This is a genomic window from Streptomyces spororaveus, assembly GCF_016755875.1.
GTDB classification, from domain to species: Bacteria; Actinomycetota; Actinomycetes; order Streptomycetales; family Streptomycetaceae; genus Streptomyces; species Streptomyces spororaveus.
The window spans coordinates 1373284-1388791 of sequence record NZ_BNED01000005.1; the positions used below are offsets into that span (position 1 = coordinate 1373284).

The window sequence follows — 15508 nt, forward strand, 5'->3', positions numbered from 1 at the left end:
GCCGGTCAGGCGCTCTCCAGCGGAGGGGCCTCGACCGGGGGCTGCGGCTGCGGGTCCGCGTCCGGGACCGCGAAGGGGTCGGACGGGCTGTAAGGGGCGTAGGGGTCGGACGGGATGTCCGGGTTGAACGGGTCGACGGGGTCGGCGGGCAGCGGGGCCGTTCCGCCGGGGTCCAGCGGCGGCAGGTCGGCCGGGAACTCCGGGCGATGGGCGGACGGCGGCAGCTGCGGCTGCTCCGGTTCCAGCGGCCGGGTGGACGGGTTCGACGGCGCGGCCGGGTTCTGCGGCGGGTTCCCGCCGGGTGCGCTCTGCGAGGCCTGCGAGTCCTGCGCGCAGTCCGCCGCTCCGGGCTGCGGCGCCGCCGCCGGAGCGTTCGGCGAGGCGGGTGAGGCCGGTGCGGCCTGGCTCGGCGGGCAGGGGTCGCCGGACGCGGATCCGGACGGGGTGACCGGCCCGTCCGGGATGCCGGCGGACGGGTCGTACGGGGGCAGCGCCTTCGGCGTCCGGTCCTGGGCGCCGTCGTCGCCCCGCTTGCGCTCGATCCAGGTGTTGTCGGCGATGTTGACGATCACCAGGCTGTTGATCACGTGGGTGGTGGGTTCGATGACGACGACCTGGTTGGCCTGGTAACCGCTCCACGGGTCGCCCTTGTGCACGGGAGATCCCTTGGCCGTGCGCGGGGAGGCCAGCGGGTTTCCGCAGCCGCAGCGGACCCGGGGCATGCCGTGCTCGTCCACGAGGACGGCGGTGCCGGCCTGGAGGACGGACTGGAAGGCGTCGGCCGCGCCGTCGCGGAAGGCGTGGTTGGTGACCCGGGTGTCGGCTCGCAGGACGACGGGCGTCAGGCCGCGCAGGAACTCGGGGATCTTCTCCTGTTCGATGTCGATCGCGTCGGCGAAGGCACGGGCCTTGCCCTCGTCGTCCGTCAGGAAGCGGACCTGCTGTTCCACGTCGCAGCTGCCGAGCCGCTGGGTTCCTCCGTACAGGCCGGGGGTGGCCGCGTTGACGGTGCGGATGCCCTGGCCGGTCGGGTTGGGCAGCGGGGGCTGCACGGGGGCGGACTCGGCGGTGGCCGAGGAGGCGGTGAAGGGGTTCGGGCCGGCGGACGCCACGGGCTGGAGGTAGACCTCCTGGCTCTCGGCCCCGGGCGCGCCCTTGGGCTCCTGCGGGCTGCCGCAGGCCGCGGCGAGGAGGCCGAGGAGGGCGAAGAGGGCGGCTCCGGCGGGTGCATGACGACGCGATGCCTGACGCGGTGTCGGAAGTGACGGACCGTTCACTTGAATCTCCCTTTCGCCCCGGTTGCTCCCTCTTGTCTGCCGCATCCACGCAGGAGTCGCAACCGGAGCACATCTTGAACATGTTCAAGGAACGGCGTAGGCTCCACACCGTGAGTTGAACGCGTTCAAGGCGTTCGGCCGCGTTTTCGGGGGAGTCCAGGGTGACGGTACTGGTGAACATGATCGTCACCCTGGGCATGATCTACGTGGTCCCGGCCGGCCTTCGGCTCATCCACCCGGCCCGGTTCCTGCGGACGGCCAGGCTCTGGCCGCTCGCGGCCGCACCCGGGGCCCTGTGCCTGTGGCTGCCCCGCGGAGCACCCGCCGCCGCGCTGGCCGCGCTGTACGCGGCGGCCTGCCTGGCCCTCGCCGCCCGGGCCCCGGTCCGGCTGCCGCGCGCCCCCTCCCCCTCCACCGCCCGGCCCGCCCCGTCCGAGATCGCCGTCGCCACCGCGCTGGTCTCGCCGTCGATCGCCGCCACCGCCCTCGTCGCCGAGCGTGCCGGGTACCGGCTCTTCGGCTTCGACCTCGACATCCTGGCGCTGACCGTGCCCCACTTCCACTTCGCCGGATTCACCGCCGCCCTGGTCGCCGGGCTCGTGTGCCGCGCCGTGGGCGGCCGTGCCGGGACCGGCCGCCTCGCGCGCTGGGCCGCGTACAGCGTCCCCGCGGGGACGCTGCTCGTACTTCTCGGCTACTTCGTCGACGACTGGGCCGAGCTGCTGGGCGCGGTGGTCCTGACCGGCGGGATGTGGGCCGTGGCACTGCTCACCTGGCGGGAGATCCGGCCCTCCGGCGCGGACCGGACCGCACGGGCACTGCTCGCCACCTCGGCGGCCGTCCTCGTGGCCACCATGCTGCTCGCCCTGTGGTGGGCGGCCGGCGAGGCCACCGGGATCCCGCACCCCACCCTGACCTGGATGGCCGCCACGCACGGCCTCGGCAACGCCCTCGGATTCGCCCTGTGCTCGGTGCTCGCCTGGCGCCGACTGGGCGCCGACCGCCTCAAGACCGGCACCGGCACCGCCATCAGCACCGGCACCACCGATCGACTGGAGACCTCGCGATGACCCGCCTCATCAGCGCCGGCCAGGACACCGTCAACTACCCCGACCGGGGTGCGACGGCCCACCGGGCGCTGCCCGCCGGATACAACCACCTGCACCACCGCACCCGCCTCGGACACGGCCGGGCCGTCTTCGAGGCCGCCGGCACCGCGGTCACCACCTTCCACGCCCACCGGACCTCCGGCATGCGCGTCCAGGCCGATGTCGGCGCGGTCCGGCCCGGCAGCCGGGTGATCGTCGGGATCGGCCTCGGGCCGCTGCGGATCGATGCTCCGTGCCAGGTGATCTGGACCGCGTACGAGCCCGCCCGCATCGGTTTCGCCTACGGAACCCTGGCCGGGCACCCCGAATGCGGCGAGGAGTCCTTCATCGTGGACATGGACCCCGACGGCACGGTGTGGTTCACGGTCACCGCCTTCAGCCGCCCGAACACCTGGTACACCCGCCTCGCCGGCCCGGTGGTCCCCTTCCTCCAGCTGTCCTACGCCCGCCTGCTCGGTCACCACCTGCGCAAGCTGGCCACCACCGGCTGACGGGTCCGATACTGGAGGGGATGGACTGGTTCACGGCGCCCGGATACTGGCTCGCCCGGCTGGTCTTCCAGCGGGCCCTGGCCGGGGTCTACCTCGTCGCCTTCCTCGGGGCCGCCCTGCAGTTCCGGGCCCTGATCGGGGCGCACGGCATGACGCCCGTACCGCGCTACATACGGTACGTGCCCTTCCGGCGCGCCCCGAGCCTCTTCCAACTGCGCTACTCCGACCGGCTCTTCGCCGGCTGCGCCTGGGGCGGCGCGGCACTGGCCGCGGCCCTGGCCGCCGGGGCCGGGGACGAGGTGCCGCTGGGCGCGGCCATGGCCATGTGGGCCGTGCTGTGGCTGCTCTACCTCTCGATCGTGAACGTGGGGCAGACCTGGTACTCCTTCGGCTGGGAGTCGCTGCTGCTGGAAGTGGGCTTCCTCGCCGTGTTCCTCGGCAACGCGCGGGCCGGTCCGCCCGTGCTGGTGCTGTGGCTGCTGCGCTGGGTGCTCTTCCGCGTGGAATTCGGGGCCGGGCTGATCAAGATCCGCGGGGACCCCTGCTGGCGCAAGCTGACCTGCCTGTACTTCCACCACGAGACGCAGCCGATGGCCGGGCCGCTGAGCTGGTTCTTCCACCATCTGCCGAAACCGCTGCACCGGGTGGAGTGCGCCGCCAACCACGTGACCCAACTCGTCGTCCCGGTCCTGCTGTTCACCCCGCAGCCGGTGGCCTCGTACGCCGCCGGGATCATCATCGCGACGCAGCTGTGGCTGGTGCTCTCGGGTAATTTCGCCTGGCTGAACTGGCTGACGATCACGCTGGCCGTCTCGGCCGTGGACTTCACCGGACTGGTGGGCGCTCCCCCGGCGGCCGCCTCGCGCACGGGTCCGGTGTGGTTCGTGGTCCTGGTGTGCGCGGTGACCGCACTCGTCCTGTTCCTCAGCCGGCACCCGGTGCTCAACATGATCTCGCGCCGTCAGGTGATGAACCGCTCCTTCGACGCGCTGCACCTGGTCAACACCTACGGGGCCTTCGGCTCGGTCGGCCGGGTCCGGATGGAGGTGGTGGTGGAGGGCACCGCGGACCGGGTGCCGCGCGCGGACGGGGACTGGCGCGCGTACGGCTTCAAGGGCAAGCCGGGGGAACCGCGCCGGGTTCCCCGCCAGTTCGCCCCGTACCACCTGCGCCTGGACTGGCTGATGTGGTTCGCCGCGATCTCCCCCGACTACGCGCGGGACTGGTTCGGCCCGTTCGTGGAGCGGCTGCTGGCGGGCGACCGGGACACGCTGCGGCTGCTGCGCGAGAACCCGTTCCCGGACGCCCCGCCCGTTCATGTCCGCGCCCTGCTGTACCGCTACCGGTTCACCACCTGGCGGGAGCTGCGCGAGACGGGGGCCTGGTGGCACCGCACGCTGGTGCGCGAGTACCTCCCGCCGACCCGCCTCGCGGACGCGCACCGCTCAGAGCCCGAGTAGCGCGGCCTCCCGCTCCGCGGAGATGCCGTTGGCCGGCCGGTCGGGGCGCTGCGGGGCGGCCCCGCCGAGCGAGCGCAGCCAGTCCCAGGTGTCGGCCACGGTCTCCTCGACCGGCCGGCACGTCAGGCCGGCCGCCAACGCCTTGGAGACGTTCCCGCGATGTATGTGGTCGTAGGCCTCGCCCTCGGGGACCCAGACCGGGAGCTCGGTCCAGGGTTCCACGCCCGCCTCCAGGAGCCGGGACGGGTCGGTCCAGCGCAGTTCGGCGCCGCCCCCGGTGACGGCCGCGCAGGCGTCGAGGAGGCTGCCCATCGTGGCGTGCCCGGCCGGGCAGACCAGGTTGTACGCGCCCGCGCGCCCCTCCGCTCCGGCGTCCAGGGTCCAGCGTGCGAGGTCGCGTACGTCGATGTACTGGATCGGGAGCGCGCTCGGTCCGGGGGCGAGCACCGGGCCGCCGCGGGCGGTGCGGTTCAGCCACCACGGCAGCCGGCCGACGTTCTCGTAGGGGCCGAGGATCAGCCCGGCGCGAGCCAGCAGGGCGCGGTCCCCGAAGGCGTCGAGGGCGGCGAGTTCACCGCCCCGCTTGTCCTCGGCGTAGGCGTTCGCCCCGGCGTCCGGCGAACCTCCGACCAGCTCGCCGTCCTCGTCGAGGCCGGCCGGAGCGGGGTAGGCGTACACCGAGCGGCTGGAGATGTACGCGTACCGTCCGGCCCGTTCGCGCAGCAGGCGGGTGCTGTCGCGTACCGCGGTGGGGGCACCGCCCCAGGTGTCGACGACCAGGTCCCACTCCCCCGCGCCGAGGGCGGCCAGGCCTCCCGGGGCGGTACGGTCGCCGTGCAGGGCGGAGGTGCCCGGCGGGGGCGCGTGGTGTCCGCGGTGGAAGACGGTCACCTCCCAGCCCCGGGTGAGGGCGTCCTCGGTGATCGCGCGTCCGACGAATTCTGTACCACCCAGCATCAGAAGCTTCATGCGCACCACCCTGCCGGGGCGGGTGGGCCGGCGGAAGCGGTGATCGCCGTCAGCGATGACGCTCAGGGCGTAGCCGGGAGGGGAACTCGGCAGGACCGGGCGGAGACCTCCGGGCACGGCAGCGCCCCCGGTGCGCATAGGCACGAGGGGGCGCTCGGCACCGCTCTGCGGCTAGTCGATACCGGGCAGGATGTGCGCTTCCGCCAGGTCGTCCTCGTAGCCGGCCAGCCGGATCGGGGCGGATCGGGCCCAGACCTCAAGGCTTCCGAGTTCGTCGGTCCGGGCCTTCGCCCGTGTTCCCGTCCGCTCCATGACCGTCGGTTCGGGCTTGGTCTTCTCAGTCACCGCGCACTCCTTTGTGTCGCGCAACCCGGCAAGCGGACCGCGAGCCGGGCAAGGGATGAAAGGTTTCCGGACGCGGTGGCGCCTTGGTGGAGCGCGGCCCGGGTGGGGGCCGTCTTGATGCCCAAGGTTACACATATGAGCGGACCTCCGCTCGATAGGAAGGCAAAATCCGCTGCGCCCTCTTACTTTCGCTCCTAGTTCAGCAAGTCGTGGGCCTGCGGGTACGTGGCGGGTGATCTGCTCGACCCCGGACGCGCGGGGCGTGACGGAGGGGGTCGGCGGTGGCGAGGTCCGAAGTGCCCGAGGGTCAAGTCCCTTACGTCACAAGCGTGCTGGAGCTGATGGAGCTGCTGCGCACCGACCCGGAGGACCAGGGCCTGCGCACCGCGGCCCTGCTGCGCCGCTCGCACCCCTTCGACAAGGAACTGCAGATCGCGGGCCTGGTGCACCGGCTCGGGCGTTTGCTCCGTCTGAGTGACGAGTCGGTTACCGTCGGGGTGGCGGCGGAGTCGATCCGCCCGCTGCTGGGCGAGCGGGTGGCCCGGCTGGTACGACTGCAGTCGCCGCGGCACCGGCCCACCAGTGAACACGGCGGACACGGCGGACACGGCGGACACCGCGACAGCGTCGACGCCGAGGCGGTGGCCACCCTGTGCCAGGCCCGGGACTCGGCCGCGGCGGCCGGCCTGGACGCGGGCGTGCTGGAGGACTGGCAGCCGCTGCTGGAACTGGTCGCCGCCGGTTCCTGCCGGGTCGCACCCTCCGGAAAAGCGCTCGACCCCCTCGGTGCACCGAGGGGGTCGAGAAGGCGCTAGGAGGCTCCGGGGTTACCAGTTCGCCGGGGCGTAGTCCTTGAGGAAGACGCCGAACAGGTCCTCGCCGGCCTCGCCGCGGACGATCGGGTCGTAGACGCGGGCCGCGCCGTCCACCAGGTCGAGCGGGGCGTGGAAGCCCTCCTCGGCCAGGCGCAGCTTGTCGAAGTGCGGGCGCTCGTCGGTGATCCAGCCGGTGTCGACCGAGGTCATCAGGATGCGGTCGGTCTGGAACATCTCCTGGCCGCTGGTCCGCGTCACCATGTTCATCGCGGCCTTGGCGGCATTGGTGTTCGGGTGCCCCGCGCCCTTGTATCCGCGGCTGAAGACACCCTCCATCGCCGAGACGTTGACGATGTGCGCGCGCCCGCTGCCGGCCTTGCGGGCGGCCTCGGCCATGGCCGGCCGCAGTGCGCTGATCAGGATGAACGGCGACGTGTAGTTGCACAGCTGGGTTTCGAGCAGCTCCACCGGGGAGATCTGGTCGATGGTCTGCACCCAGGTGTTGCTGTCGACGACGTCGGGCAGCAGGCCGCCCGCGTCGATCGCGGTCCCGGCGAGGTGCCGCTCCAGGCTGGCGTTGCCGGCGACCAGGGCCAGGTCGGCGACCTTCTGCGCCTCCAGCCCGCTCACGCCGACGGGCAGCGCCGCCAGGCCGTCGACCGCGCCGGAGTTGAAGGCGCCGATGACGTGGTGGGCGGGCAGCTCACCGGCGGGCAGCGGGGCGGACTCCCCCTCGACCAGCGCCGCGTAGGCGCTGGGCAGGCGGCGCACAGTCTGCGTCGCGTTGTTGATCAGGATGTCGAGCGGGCCGGCCGCGGCCACCTGGTCGGCGAGGGCCACGGCCTGGGCCGGGTCGCGCAGGTCGATGCCCACGACCTCCAGGCGGTGCATCCACTCCGCGGAGTCCTCCATCGCCTTGAAGCGGCGGATGGCGTCCTTGGGGAAGCGCGTGGTGATCGTGGTGTGCGCGCCGTCGCGCAGCAGCCGCAGCGCGATGTACATGCCGATCTTGGCCCGGCCGCCGGTGAGCAGCGCGCGCTTGCCGGTGAGGTCGGCGCGGGCCTCCCGCCGGGACCGGTTCTCGGCGGCGCAGCCCGGGCAGAGCTGGTGGTAGAAGTAGTCGACCTCGACGTACCGGGTCTTGCAGACGTAGCAGGAGCGCGGGCGCTGGAGTATCCCGGCGATCCGGCCGGCCTCCGTGACCGAGGAGGGCAGGATGCCCTCGGTCTCGTCGTCGATGCGTTCGGCGGAGCCGGTCGCGGTCGCCTCGGTGACGGCCTTGTCGTTGGCGGTCTTGGCGGCGCGGCGCTCCTGGCGGCGGCGCTGCTTGACCGTCCGGTAGAGGCCGGCGGTGGCACGGCGTACCGTGATCGCGTCGGGGTGGTCGACGTCGAGCTTGTCCAGCTCGTCGAGCACGCTGAGGCAGAGGGCCAGCCGGTCGGGGTCGATACCGGGCCCGTAGGCGTGCCCTTGGTCCTGGCTGTCTTCGGTCACCGTCATCGCCGCTGCCGTTCCTTGATCACTCGTCCGCATCCGCCTGCTGCGGAAGTCCTCAAAAGGGCAACTGTACGGATGCCACGCGCCCGCAGCCAAACCCGTTCCCGGTGGCCTCACCTACCGCGAGCACACCGTCACCGTACGCGGCGAAGCTGCGGCGCCGGGGTGCCTCGGGAGTCGCTCTGCGCCGCCGAAAGGACCACGCTGCGTACTCCCGTACTACGTCGGGAGTATGACCCATCACCCCCTGTGGACGGAGGAATAGCGCAGGTGGGTCGGGCATTGTGGAGCTTATGAGTGCACTGGCGCTGTCGGTCCTGCTCTGCCTCGTGTCCGCCCTGGCGTACGCGGGTGGCGCGATCGTTCAGGAACGGGTCGCGGCGACGACGCCGGACCGCCCGTACGCCCCGCTGCGCCGGGGCGTCTGGTGGGTGGCGGTGGGACTGAACGGCCTCGGTGCACTGCTGCACGTGGCGGCCCTCGCGTACGGTCCGCTGAGCCTGGTCCAGCCGCTGGGCGCGCTCACCATCGTCTTCGCCCTGCCGATGGCCGCCGTCTTCGTACGGCGCCGGGCGGGCGCGGCCGCCTGGCGCGGGGCGGTCCTGGCCACGGTCGGCCTGGCCGGTCTCCTGGCCCTGACCGGCGGGAACGGGCGGGCGGAGCAGTCGCTGGCGACGGACGAGCGGCGCATGCTGCTGATGGTGACGGGGGCGCTGGTGCTGGTGCTGTTCCTGGCGGCGCACCGGATGCACCGGGCGGTGCTGCACAGCGTGCTGCTGGCGGCGGCCGCCGGTACGGCCTTCGGCATGGCCTCGGTGTTCACCAAATCGGTGGCCGAGGACTTCGGGCCGGGCGCGCTGTCCGGGCTGTGGCCCGACCTCGTGGCGATCGCGGCCCTGGCGGCCTTCGGGCTGCTGCTGTCTCAGGCGGCCTACCGGGGGGCCGGGCTGACCGCGCCGCTGGCCACGGTGACGGTGGTCAACCCGGTGGTGGCGGCGACGGTCGGCATCGCCCTGTTCGACGAGGGCTTCCGGTACGGGGCCGCGGGCGCGACGGCGGCGGTGGCCAGCGCCGTGCTCGCGGCGGCCGGCCTGATCCTGCTCACCGTCGTGCCCTCGCACGTGCGCGGGTCAGATGCGGACCCCGTGGCCTCGGAGGTACGCGAGCGGGTCGATGTCGGAGCCGTAGCCGGGTCCCGTGCGCATCTCGAAGTGCAGGTGCGGGCCCGTGGTGTTGCCGGTCGAGCCGGAGCGGCCGATGCGCTGGCCGCCGGAGACCTGCTGACCGGCCTTGACCCCGAGGGCGGAGAGGTGGGCGTACTGGGAGTACCGGCCGTCGGTGTGCCGGATGACGACCTGGTAGCCGTAGGCCCCAGCCCAGCCGGCGGAGACGACCTGGCCGGGTCCCACCGACTTGACGCTGGTGCCGGTCGCCACCGGGAAGTCGACGCCCGTGTGGTAGCCGCTGGACCAGGAGGATCCCGAGACGCGGTACGCGGTGCCGAGGGCGGCGTCGACCGGGGCGGAGAAGCCGCCCGCGGCCGGCTTCTCCTGCGCTGAGGCGGGCTGCGTCACCGGCTTCTCGGCCGGCTTCTCGACCGGCTTGGGCGCGGGCTTCTCGGCGGCCGGTTCCACGGGCTTGACCGGGTCGGCGGTCCGCGGCGGCTTCTCGGGGTCCTGCCGGGGCGGCGGCGGCAGGGCCGGCGCCGTGGTGACCCGCAGGGTGAGCCGCTGACCGGGGAAGATCAGGTTCGGGTTGCCGCCGATGGTGGTCCGGTTGGTCTCGTACAGCGCCTGCCAGCCGCCGTCGACGTGCTGGTCGGTGGCGATCGCGGAGAGCGAGTCGCCGGGCGCGACCACGTACGGGTTCGGCAGGACGGAGGTCCCCGTCGGGCGCGGTGCGCCGCTCTGCTCCGGGGCGGTCCGCGCCGCGGGCACCACGGGGGCCGCCTGCACCACGGGGGACTGCCCCTGCGTCTGCGGGGTGACGGCGGGCGCCGGGCCGCTGCGCGTGAGTCCGGCCCGCTTCCCGCAGTCGGGCCAGGCACCGGGCCCCTGTCCCTTCAGCACCTTCTCCGCGACCGCTATCTGCTGGTCCTTGGTGGCCAGGTCGGCGCGCGGCGCGTAGGCGGTGCCGCCGAAGGCCCGCCAGGTGCTCTGGCTGAACTGGAGGCCGCCGTAGTAGCCGTTGCCGGTGTTGATGCGCCAGTTGTTCGTCGACTCGCAGGCCGCGACCTTGTTCCAGGTGTCCACGGAGGCCCCGTGGGCGACTCCGGCACCGATGAGCGGGAGCGCGATCCCAGCGCCGCCGGCGGTGACGGCCAGCGAGGCCCGGTTGATGCTGCTCGGCTGATACCGGCGGTGCCGGCCCCGTACACCCATGGGAGCCCCCATCGAAGACATCAGGAACCGCACAACCTAACGTCGCGATCAGAGCATGACAAGAGGCGCAACGGGGCGCATGCCAAGGGAACTTGACTGTATCTCCGTGAGCAAAAGATCCAGCGGCGGCCGCGTGGGGGTAGCTTCGGTGTTCCCCGCCCACCGAAGGCACACCGAAGCAAGCAGGAGCGCACCGATGAGCACCAGCACAGCCCAGATCGGCGTCACCGGACTCGCTGTCATGGGCAGCAACCTCGCCCGCAACTTCGCCCGCAACGGATTCACCGTGGCCGTCCACAACCGCACGGCCGTCAAGACCATCGCGCTGGTGGAGGAGTTCGGGCACGAGGGCGCCTTCGTGGCGGCCGGGTCGGCCAAGGAGTTCGTCGACGCGCTGGAGCGCCCCCGGCGCATCGTCGTCATGGTCAAGGCCGGGGAGCCGACCGATGCGGTGATCCGCGAGTTCGCCCCGCTCCTGGAGGAGGGCGACGTCATCATCGACGGCGGGAACGCGCACTTCGAGGACACCCGGCGCCGCGAGCGGGAACTGCGGGAGCAGGGACTGCACTTCGTGGGGGTGGGCATCTCCGGCGGCGAGGAGGGCGCGCTCCTCGGGCCGAGCATCATGCCCGGCGGCTCGGAGGAGTCGTACGCGTCGCTCGGCCCGCTCCTGGAGAAGATCGCGGCGAAGGCCGCCGACGGCACGCCGTGCACCTCGCACGTGGGGCCCGACGGCGCCGGACACTTCGTCAAGATGGTGCACAACGGCATCGAGTACGCCGACATGCAGCTCATCGCCGAGGCCTACCACCTGCTGCGCGAGGTCGCGGGCTACTCCCCCGCGAAGATCGCGGAGACCTTCCGGGCCTGGAACCGGGGGCGGCTGGACTCGTACCTGATCGAGATCACGGCGGAGGTGCTCGCGCACACGGACGCCGCGACCGGGCGCCCGTTCGTCGACATCGTGGCCGACGCCGCCGAGCAGAAGGGCACCGGCCGCTGGACCGTGCAGATCGCCCTCGACCTCGGGGTGCCGGTGTCGGGGATCGCCGAGGCGGTCTTCGCCCGCGCGGTCTCCGGCCACGCGGACCTGCGGACGGCCGCGCGCGGGCTCGCGGGCCCGACGGCCACCGCGCTCGCACCGGAGGCGGCGGAGGCCTTCGCCGCCCAGGTGGAACAGGCCCTGTACGCCTCGAAGATCGTCTCGTACACCCAGGGCTTCCACCAGATCCGGGCCGGCAGCGAGGAGTACGGCTGGAACGTGGACCTGGGCGCCGTGGCCTCGCTGTGGCGCGGCGGCTGCATCATCCGGGCCGCGTTCCTGGACCGGATCCGGTCGGCGTACGACGCCCGGCCGGACCTGCCGAGCCTGCTGGCGGACGCCCACTTCGCCGAGGAGATCGCGGCCGCCCAGGACGGCTGGCGGTCGGTCCTGGCGGCGGCGGTGGGCCAGGGCATCCCGGTGCCGGCCTTCGCGGCGTCACTGGCCTACTACGACGCGCTGCGCGCGGAGCGGCTGCCCGCGGCACTCACCCAGGGGCAGCGGGACTTCTTCGGGGCGCACACCTACCGGCGGACCGACCGCGAGGGCTCGTTCCACACCCTCTGGAGCGGCGACCGCTCCGAGGTCCGCTCGTAGGCCCTCACGCGGTCAGCTGAGGGGCCCGGGCTGCGGGATCGGCGCGGGCCCCGGCGGCGGCGGGACCGGGTCCGGCTCGGGCACCGGCCCGGGCACCGGCGGTACGGGCCGCGGCATGGGCTCGGGGTCGGGGAACGGGCTGGGGCCCGGCGCGGGGTCGGGCCCCGGGACGGGCGGCTGCGTCTCTTCCATGTCTCGTGAATCTCGCTCTCGCACCATACGGCCCACCTTCCCGCGATTGCGCGGGGTACGCCTGCCCTACGCGGCCGAACGCAGCGCGAGGCCCGCGGCCAGGCCCGGAGCCGGGCTGGAGAGTACCGGGACCGGGCTCGTGACCAGGCCCGCGGCCCCGGCCATGGAGGCCTGGGCCAGCACGATGACGTCCGCTCCGGTGACGGAGTCGGCCGCGTCGGCGACGCGGGCGAGGTAGCCGGCGGTGTCCCCGGCCTCGAAGCGCTCCCAGGCCCCGGCGACCAGGTGCGTACGGATCGACACGGGGCGCCCGGCGGCCTCCTCGGCCAGCAGCTCCCCGGTCGGGGCGAGGGTGGACCCGAGGGCGGCCAGTACGGCGATCCGCCTCCCCGCCCGTACCGCGGCGGCCGCCATCGGCCGGTCCACCCGGAGCACCGGGGCGCCGAGCGCCGGCGCCAGGGACTCCGCGATCGCCCCGATGGTCGAGCAGGTGACCAGTACGGGCGTCCCCGGCGGTGCCGCTTCGGCGAGCAGCAGCCCCCGAAGGGCCGGAGCCACCGACTCCGGCCCTTCGGCGCGCGCCCGGTCCAGCTGCTCCGGGACCACCAGGTGCCGCAGTACGGCCCCGGGATGGTTCCGGTCGCGCAGGGCCTCGAAGACCGGGACGTGCACGGGCGAGGTGTGCAGCAGGAGCAGGTCGGTCACCAGAGGTCGGGTGCCGCGGCCAGCTGCGCCTTGGCCGCCGCGACGACCTCGGCGGCCGGCTCGGGCGCCTCGTCGGGATGTTTGGCGGCCCAGCTCGCCGCATACGGGCAGAGCGGTACCACGGGCACCCCCGCGGCGGCGGCGATCCCGTAGAAGGTCCTCACCAGCCCGCCCGCGATGCCGCGGCCCTCGTGCCCGGGATCGACGACGGTGTGCACCGCGACCAGGGCGTGGGGCGCGTCGGCGAGCGCGAAGTACGCGATGTGCCCGACCACCTCACCGTCCTCGACGGCGAGCAGCCGTCCGGCCTCCCGGTCGTCCTGGAACTCGATCGGCATGCTCCCCGACTCCCCTCAGACTGCCACGGCGTGCGGGCTGCGCCGCTGATCCGTACCCGGCACCGGAGCGGACGGATCCGCACCCAGCTCGACGATCCGGTTGTCGCCGTCCACATGCACGACGCGGGGCTCGAACACCCGGGCCTCGGCGTCCTCGACCTGCGCGTAGCTGATGAGGATGACCAGGTCCCCGGGGTGCACCAGATGGGCCGCGGCGCCGTTGATGCCGATGACCCCGGACCCGCGCTCGCCCTCGATGACGTAGGTCTCCAGTCGCGCCCCGTTGGTGATGTCCACGATGTGGACGAGCTCCCCGGGCAGCAGGTCGGCCGCGTCCAGCAGATCGGCGTCGACGGTCACGGAGCCGACGTAGTGCAGGTCGGCCTGGGTGACGGTAGCCCGGTGGATCTTGGACTTGAACATGGTACGAAGCATGAGGAAACTCCCGATGTGTCTGCTCCCTGCCTGCTCATCGCAGGTCAAGGGCGGTCTCCGGAGCCTACAACGATTCGCTGGTTCGGTCAGCTTTCCCCACGTATTTCAGGACTCACGCTGACCCGTTGCTGATCTTTCCGACGCCCCATCAAACAACCCGGAATGCTTCCAGTGGCGTCTGCCGCGCAGTCGAGCCGGGCCTCTCGACCTGGCCGGAAGCGAAGGCGGCCACGACCCATCGTCACGTCCACCCACTCCCCCGCAGCAGAATGTCCGATGCCGATGACGAAACGGACCTGCGCTGGCGCCTTCATCGAGCACTCGAGCACGAACTCTTTCGGGTATTCGCCGTACGGGCAGGAGGCGCACACGTCAGCTGGGAGAGCGGCGCTCCTGCTCCGCTTGCTGCGCCGCGAGACTGCGCAGGACCGCCATATCCCTATTCGGCACGGCCTCCAGCAGCTCCATGAACCAAGGCGCAATCCACGAGGAGTCGCGGTGCAGCCATTCGCCTGACGACAGGTCCGTACCCGGCCTCCAGCTCGGCGACGGCGGCTCGTTGCCCCTGCATGCCGCGGCGATGGCCACAGGCGGCTCGAACTCTTCTGCAGCGCGCCGCCCGAGCTGCGCCGTAACGCCGATCAGCCACCACTGAAACAGCCACTGCGACGGTGAGGATGACTCTACGGCCGCGCGCAGGAGCGCGGAGGCGATGCCAATGGATTCCAGGGCCGCAAGTGCGAGCCCTTCCGGGGGAGCGAGGAAAGGGGCTGTCTCCTCGGTGACCGGAAGCCGGTCCTGCGGGATCCTCAGCTCGAAAGCCTCCGACACCCTCTCGATCTCTGCGTAAGTGTCCTCGGCTAGTTCAGCATCCAGGAACTCCTTGATCCCGCCATAGAAGCTGAGCGGCGTCTCAACCCTCAGGTCCGCGCCGGCCCTGCGCTTCAGTTCGTCCACGAGGCTTGGCCACGGACGCGCGCTGCGCGATCCGAGTTCGGATTCGTACCAGTCTTCTTTCGTATCGTTCGATACGAACAGGACCTGGCGGCTCCCGCCAGGCATCTTGCTAACGTGGTCGATGAGCTCTTCCCAGAGCAGGAAGTCACCGGCCGATCTCAGCGGTGTTTCCTTGCCGGAGTCGGCAAATCCTGGAGGAATCTTATTCGGGAACCGGAAGTTGGTCGCCTCCTCGATTCTTTCGCGCAGGACTTGGTCCTCTGGCTGCTCGCCAACGCCTTCCCCGTAGAGCTCTGCGATGCAGGCGAGGATGGGGTCGGACGCGTCAGCGGTGTTCAAAGCTAGGCTGTGATCGGCCTTGAGCATGTCCAGGTGGCGCTTGAACTCGCGCCGGTAGAGGTCCAAGTGCGCATCGACACTGGTATCCGCTGCCAGTGCCTGGAGCTGGGCTATCTCCTCGTGGGCTCTGGCGTACTTATCGAGCTGGGCGCACACGAGGGTCTTCGCCTCGACGATCGCTTTACGGGCCGCCATAAGCTTCTTGTTCACGTCCGAAGCTGCATCCGCCAGCGCCCTCTTGCGCGACTCCAGGGTGCTGCGGCGACCACGCACGAATTCCAGGCCCACTTGGTAGGGCATCCACAGACGCCCCGCAGCCTGCTCGAGAGCCGACAGAACCTCCTGTCTAGAGGTCTCTGTGTACTCGTACAGGCTGAGCAGGACGTTCGTGTCGAGGACGATGATGCCGTCGTTGAAGAAGGCGCCGCGCTCCGCATCCTCAGACGACGGACCGGGCTGTAGCCAGGCTGCGAACCGCCGCAGTAGTACCGGGTCGCCCGTGGTCTCTTCCAGCTCGGCCATCCTCATCCCTTCGGTGATCGTTTTGGCACAAGCGGCT

14 protein-coding genes and 1 pseudogene are annotated in these 15508 nt (G+C 72.1%); 6 read left to right on the top strand and 9 right to left on the bottom strand.

Going from position 1 to position 15508, the window contains the following annotated elements:
* Positions 1-5: 5 nt before the first annotated feature.
* The gene (locus tag Sspor_RS09080; RefSeq protein WP_202198576.1) at positions 6-1277 is read right to left on the bottom strand and encodes a DUF6777 domain-containing protein; all 1272 of its coding nucleotides are present in this window, start codon (positions 1275-1277) and stop codon (positions 6-8) included.
* Positions 1278-1438: 161 nt separating this feature from the next.
* Here Sspor_RS09080 and Sspor_RS09085 point away from each other — a divergent pair, with 161 nt between their 5' ends.
* The 3 genes from Sspor_RS09085 to Sspor_RS09095 are packed head-to-tail and all read left to right on the top strand — an operon-like array spanning position 1439 to position 4337.
* A complete protein-coding gene (locus Sspor_RS09085) occupies positions 1439-2347 on the top strand; it encodes a YndJ family protein (protein ID WP_202198577.1) in 909 nt (302 codons plus the stop codon).
* Positions 2344-2877 (top strand): DUF1990 domain-containing protein, encoded by a 534-nt coding sequence (locus tag Sspor_RS09090; protein WP_202198578.1) that lies wholly within the window; start codon positions 2344-2346, stop codon positions 2875-2877. The genes Sspor_RS09085 and Sspor_RS09090 overlap by 4 nt, the downstream gene beginning before the upstream one ends.
* Before the next feature lie 20 nt (positions 2878-2897).
* Positions 2898-4337, top strand: a complete 1440-nt coding sequence (locus Sspor_RS09095) for a lipase maturation factor family protein (protein WP_202198579.1) — start codon at positions 2898-2900, stop codon at positions 4335-4337.
* Here the strand turns inward: Sspor_RS09095 and Sspor_RS09100 are convergent.
* Together Sspor_RS09100 and Sspor_RS09105 are read right to left on the bottom strand one after the other, a co-directional pair.
* Entirely contained in the window at positions 4323-5306 is a 984-nt protein-coding gene (locus Sspor_RS09100; protein WP_202198580.1) for an NAD-dependent epimerase/dehydratase family protein, read from the bottom strand. The genes Sspor_RS09095 and Sspor_RS09100 overlap by 15 nt on opposite strands.
* A gap of 171 nt (positions 5307-5477) precedes the next feature.
* A complete protein-coding gene (locus Sspor_RS09105; RefSeq protein WP_202204138.1) occupies positions 5478-5651 on the bottom strand; it encodes a hypothetical protein in 174 nt (57 codons plus the stop codon).
* A 329-nt stretch (positions 5652-5980) separates the two neighbouring features.
* Between Sspor_RS09105 and Sspor_RS09110 the strand changes: the two genes are divergently transcribed.
* On the top strand, positions 5981-6466 hold the full coding sequence (locus Sspor_RS09110) for a metal-dependent phosphohydrolase (RefSeq protein WP_202198581.1): 486 nt from the start codon (positions 5981-5983) through the stop codon (positions 6464-6466).
* A gap of 12 nt (positions 6467-6478) precedes the next feature.
* Here Sspor_RS09110 and Sspor_RS09115 read toward each other — a convergent pair whose 3' ends face one another.
* On the bottom strand, positions 6479-7966 hold the full coding sequence (locus tag Sspor_RS09115) for an SDR family NAD(P)-dependent oxidoreductase (RefSeq protein WP_202198582.1): 1488 nt from the start codon (positions 7964-7966) through the stop codon (positions 6479-6481).
* A 290-nt stretch (positions 7967-8256) separates the two neighbouring features.
* Between Sspor_RS09115 and Sspor_RS40450 the strand changes: the two are divergent.
* Positions 8257-9204, top strand: a pseudogene (locus tag Sspor_RS40450) (DMT family transporter); the annotation flags it as partial.
* Here Sspor_RS40450 and Sspor_RS09130 read toward each other — a convergent pair.
* Entirely contained in the window at positions 9094-10344 is a 1251-nt protein-coding gene (locus Sspor_RS09130; RefSeq protein ID WP_237403768.1) for a transglycosylase family protein, read from the bottom strand. The pseudogene Sspor_RS40450 and the gene Sspor_RS09130 sit on opposite strands and share 111 nt — an antisense overlap.
* A 196-nt stretch (positions 10345-10540) precedes the next feature.
* Here Sspor_RS09130 and gnd point away from each other — a divergent pair, with 196 nt between their 5' ends.
* A complete protein-coding gene (gnd, locus tag Sspor_RS09135; protein WP_202198584.1) occupies positions 10541-11983 on the top strand; it encodes an NADP-dependent phosphogluconate dehydrogenase in 1443 nt (480 codons plus the stop codon).
* Between the two features lie 258 nt (positions 11984-12241).
* Here the strand turns inward: gnd and Sspor_RS09140 are convergent, their stop codons facing one another.
* From Sspor_RS09140 to Sspor_RS09155, 4 genes are all read right to left on the bottom strand, one after another.
* Positions 12242-12880 (bottom strand): aspartate/glutamate racemase family protein, encoded by a 639-nt coding sequence (locus Sspor_RS09140; RefSeq protein WP_372499799.1) that lies wholly within the window; start codon positions 12878-12880, stop codon positions 12242-12244.
* Positions 12877-13218: a GNAT family N-acetyltransferase gene (locus tag Sspor_RS09145; RefSeq protein ID WP_202198585.1), complete on the bottom strand. Its 342-nt coding sequence runs from the start codon at positions 13216-13218 to the stop codon at positions 12877-12879. Before Sspor_RS09145 ends, Sspor_RS09140 begins: the two co-directional genes overlap by 4 nt.
* Positions 13219-13233: 15 nt before the next feature.
* The gene (gene panD, locus Sspor_RS09150; protein ID WP_030011425.1) at positions 13234-13653 is read right to left on the bottom strand and encodes an aspartate 1-decarboxylase; all 420 of its coding nucleotides are present in this window, start codon (positions 13651-13653) and stop codon (positions 13234-13236) included.
* Positions 13654-14025: 372 nt separating this feature from the next.
* Entirely contained in the window at positions 14026-15471 is a 1446-nt protein-coding gene (locus tag Sspor_RS09155) for a PIN-like domain-containing protein (RefSeq protein ID WP_202198586.1), read from the bottom strand.
* Between the last annotated feature and the right edge of the window lie 37 nt (positions 15472-15508).

Excerpts from the sequence above, each read along its gene's own strand:
- Sspor_RS09090 (WP_202198578.1), top strand. The coding sequence starts at position 2,344 with ATGACCCGCCTCATCAGCGCCGGCCAGGACACCGTCAACTACCCCGAC.
- Sspor_RS09095 (WP_202198579.1), top strand. The coding sequence starts at position 2,898 with ATGGACTGGTTCACGGCGCCCGGATACTGGCTCGCCCGGCTGGTCTTC.
- Sspor_RS09100 (WP_202198580.1), bottom strand. The coding sequence starts at position 5,306 with ATGAAGCTTCTGATGCTGGGTGGTACAGAATTCGTCGGACGCGCGATC.
- Sspor_RS09115 (WP_202198582.1), bottom strand. The coding sequence starts at position 7,966 with ATGACGGTGACCGAAGACAGCCAGGACCAAGGGCACGCCTACGGGCCC.
- Sspor_RS09130 (WP_237403768.1), bottom strand. The coding sequence starts at position 10,344 with ATGGGTGTACGGGGCCGGCACCGCCGGTATCAGCCGAGCAGCATCAAC.
- gnd (WP_202198584.1), top strand. The coding sequence starts at position 10,541 with ATGAGCACCAGCACAGCCCAGATCGGCGTCACCGGACTCGCTGTCATG.
- Sspor_RS09145 (WP_202198585.1), bottom strand. The coding sequence starts at position 13,218 with ATGCCGATCGAGTTCCAGGACGACCGGGAGGCCGGACGGCTGCTCGCC.
- panD (WP_030011425.1), bottom strand. The coding sequence starts at position 13,653 with ATGCTTCGTACCATGTTCAAGTCCAAGATCCACCGGGCTACCGTCACC.
- Sspor_RS09155 (WP_202198586.1), bottom strand. The coding sequence starts at position 15,471 with ATGGCCGAGCTGGAAGAGACCACGGGCGACCCGGTACTACTGCGGCGG.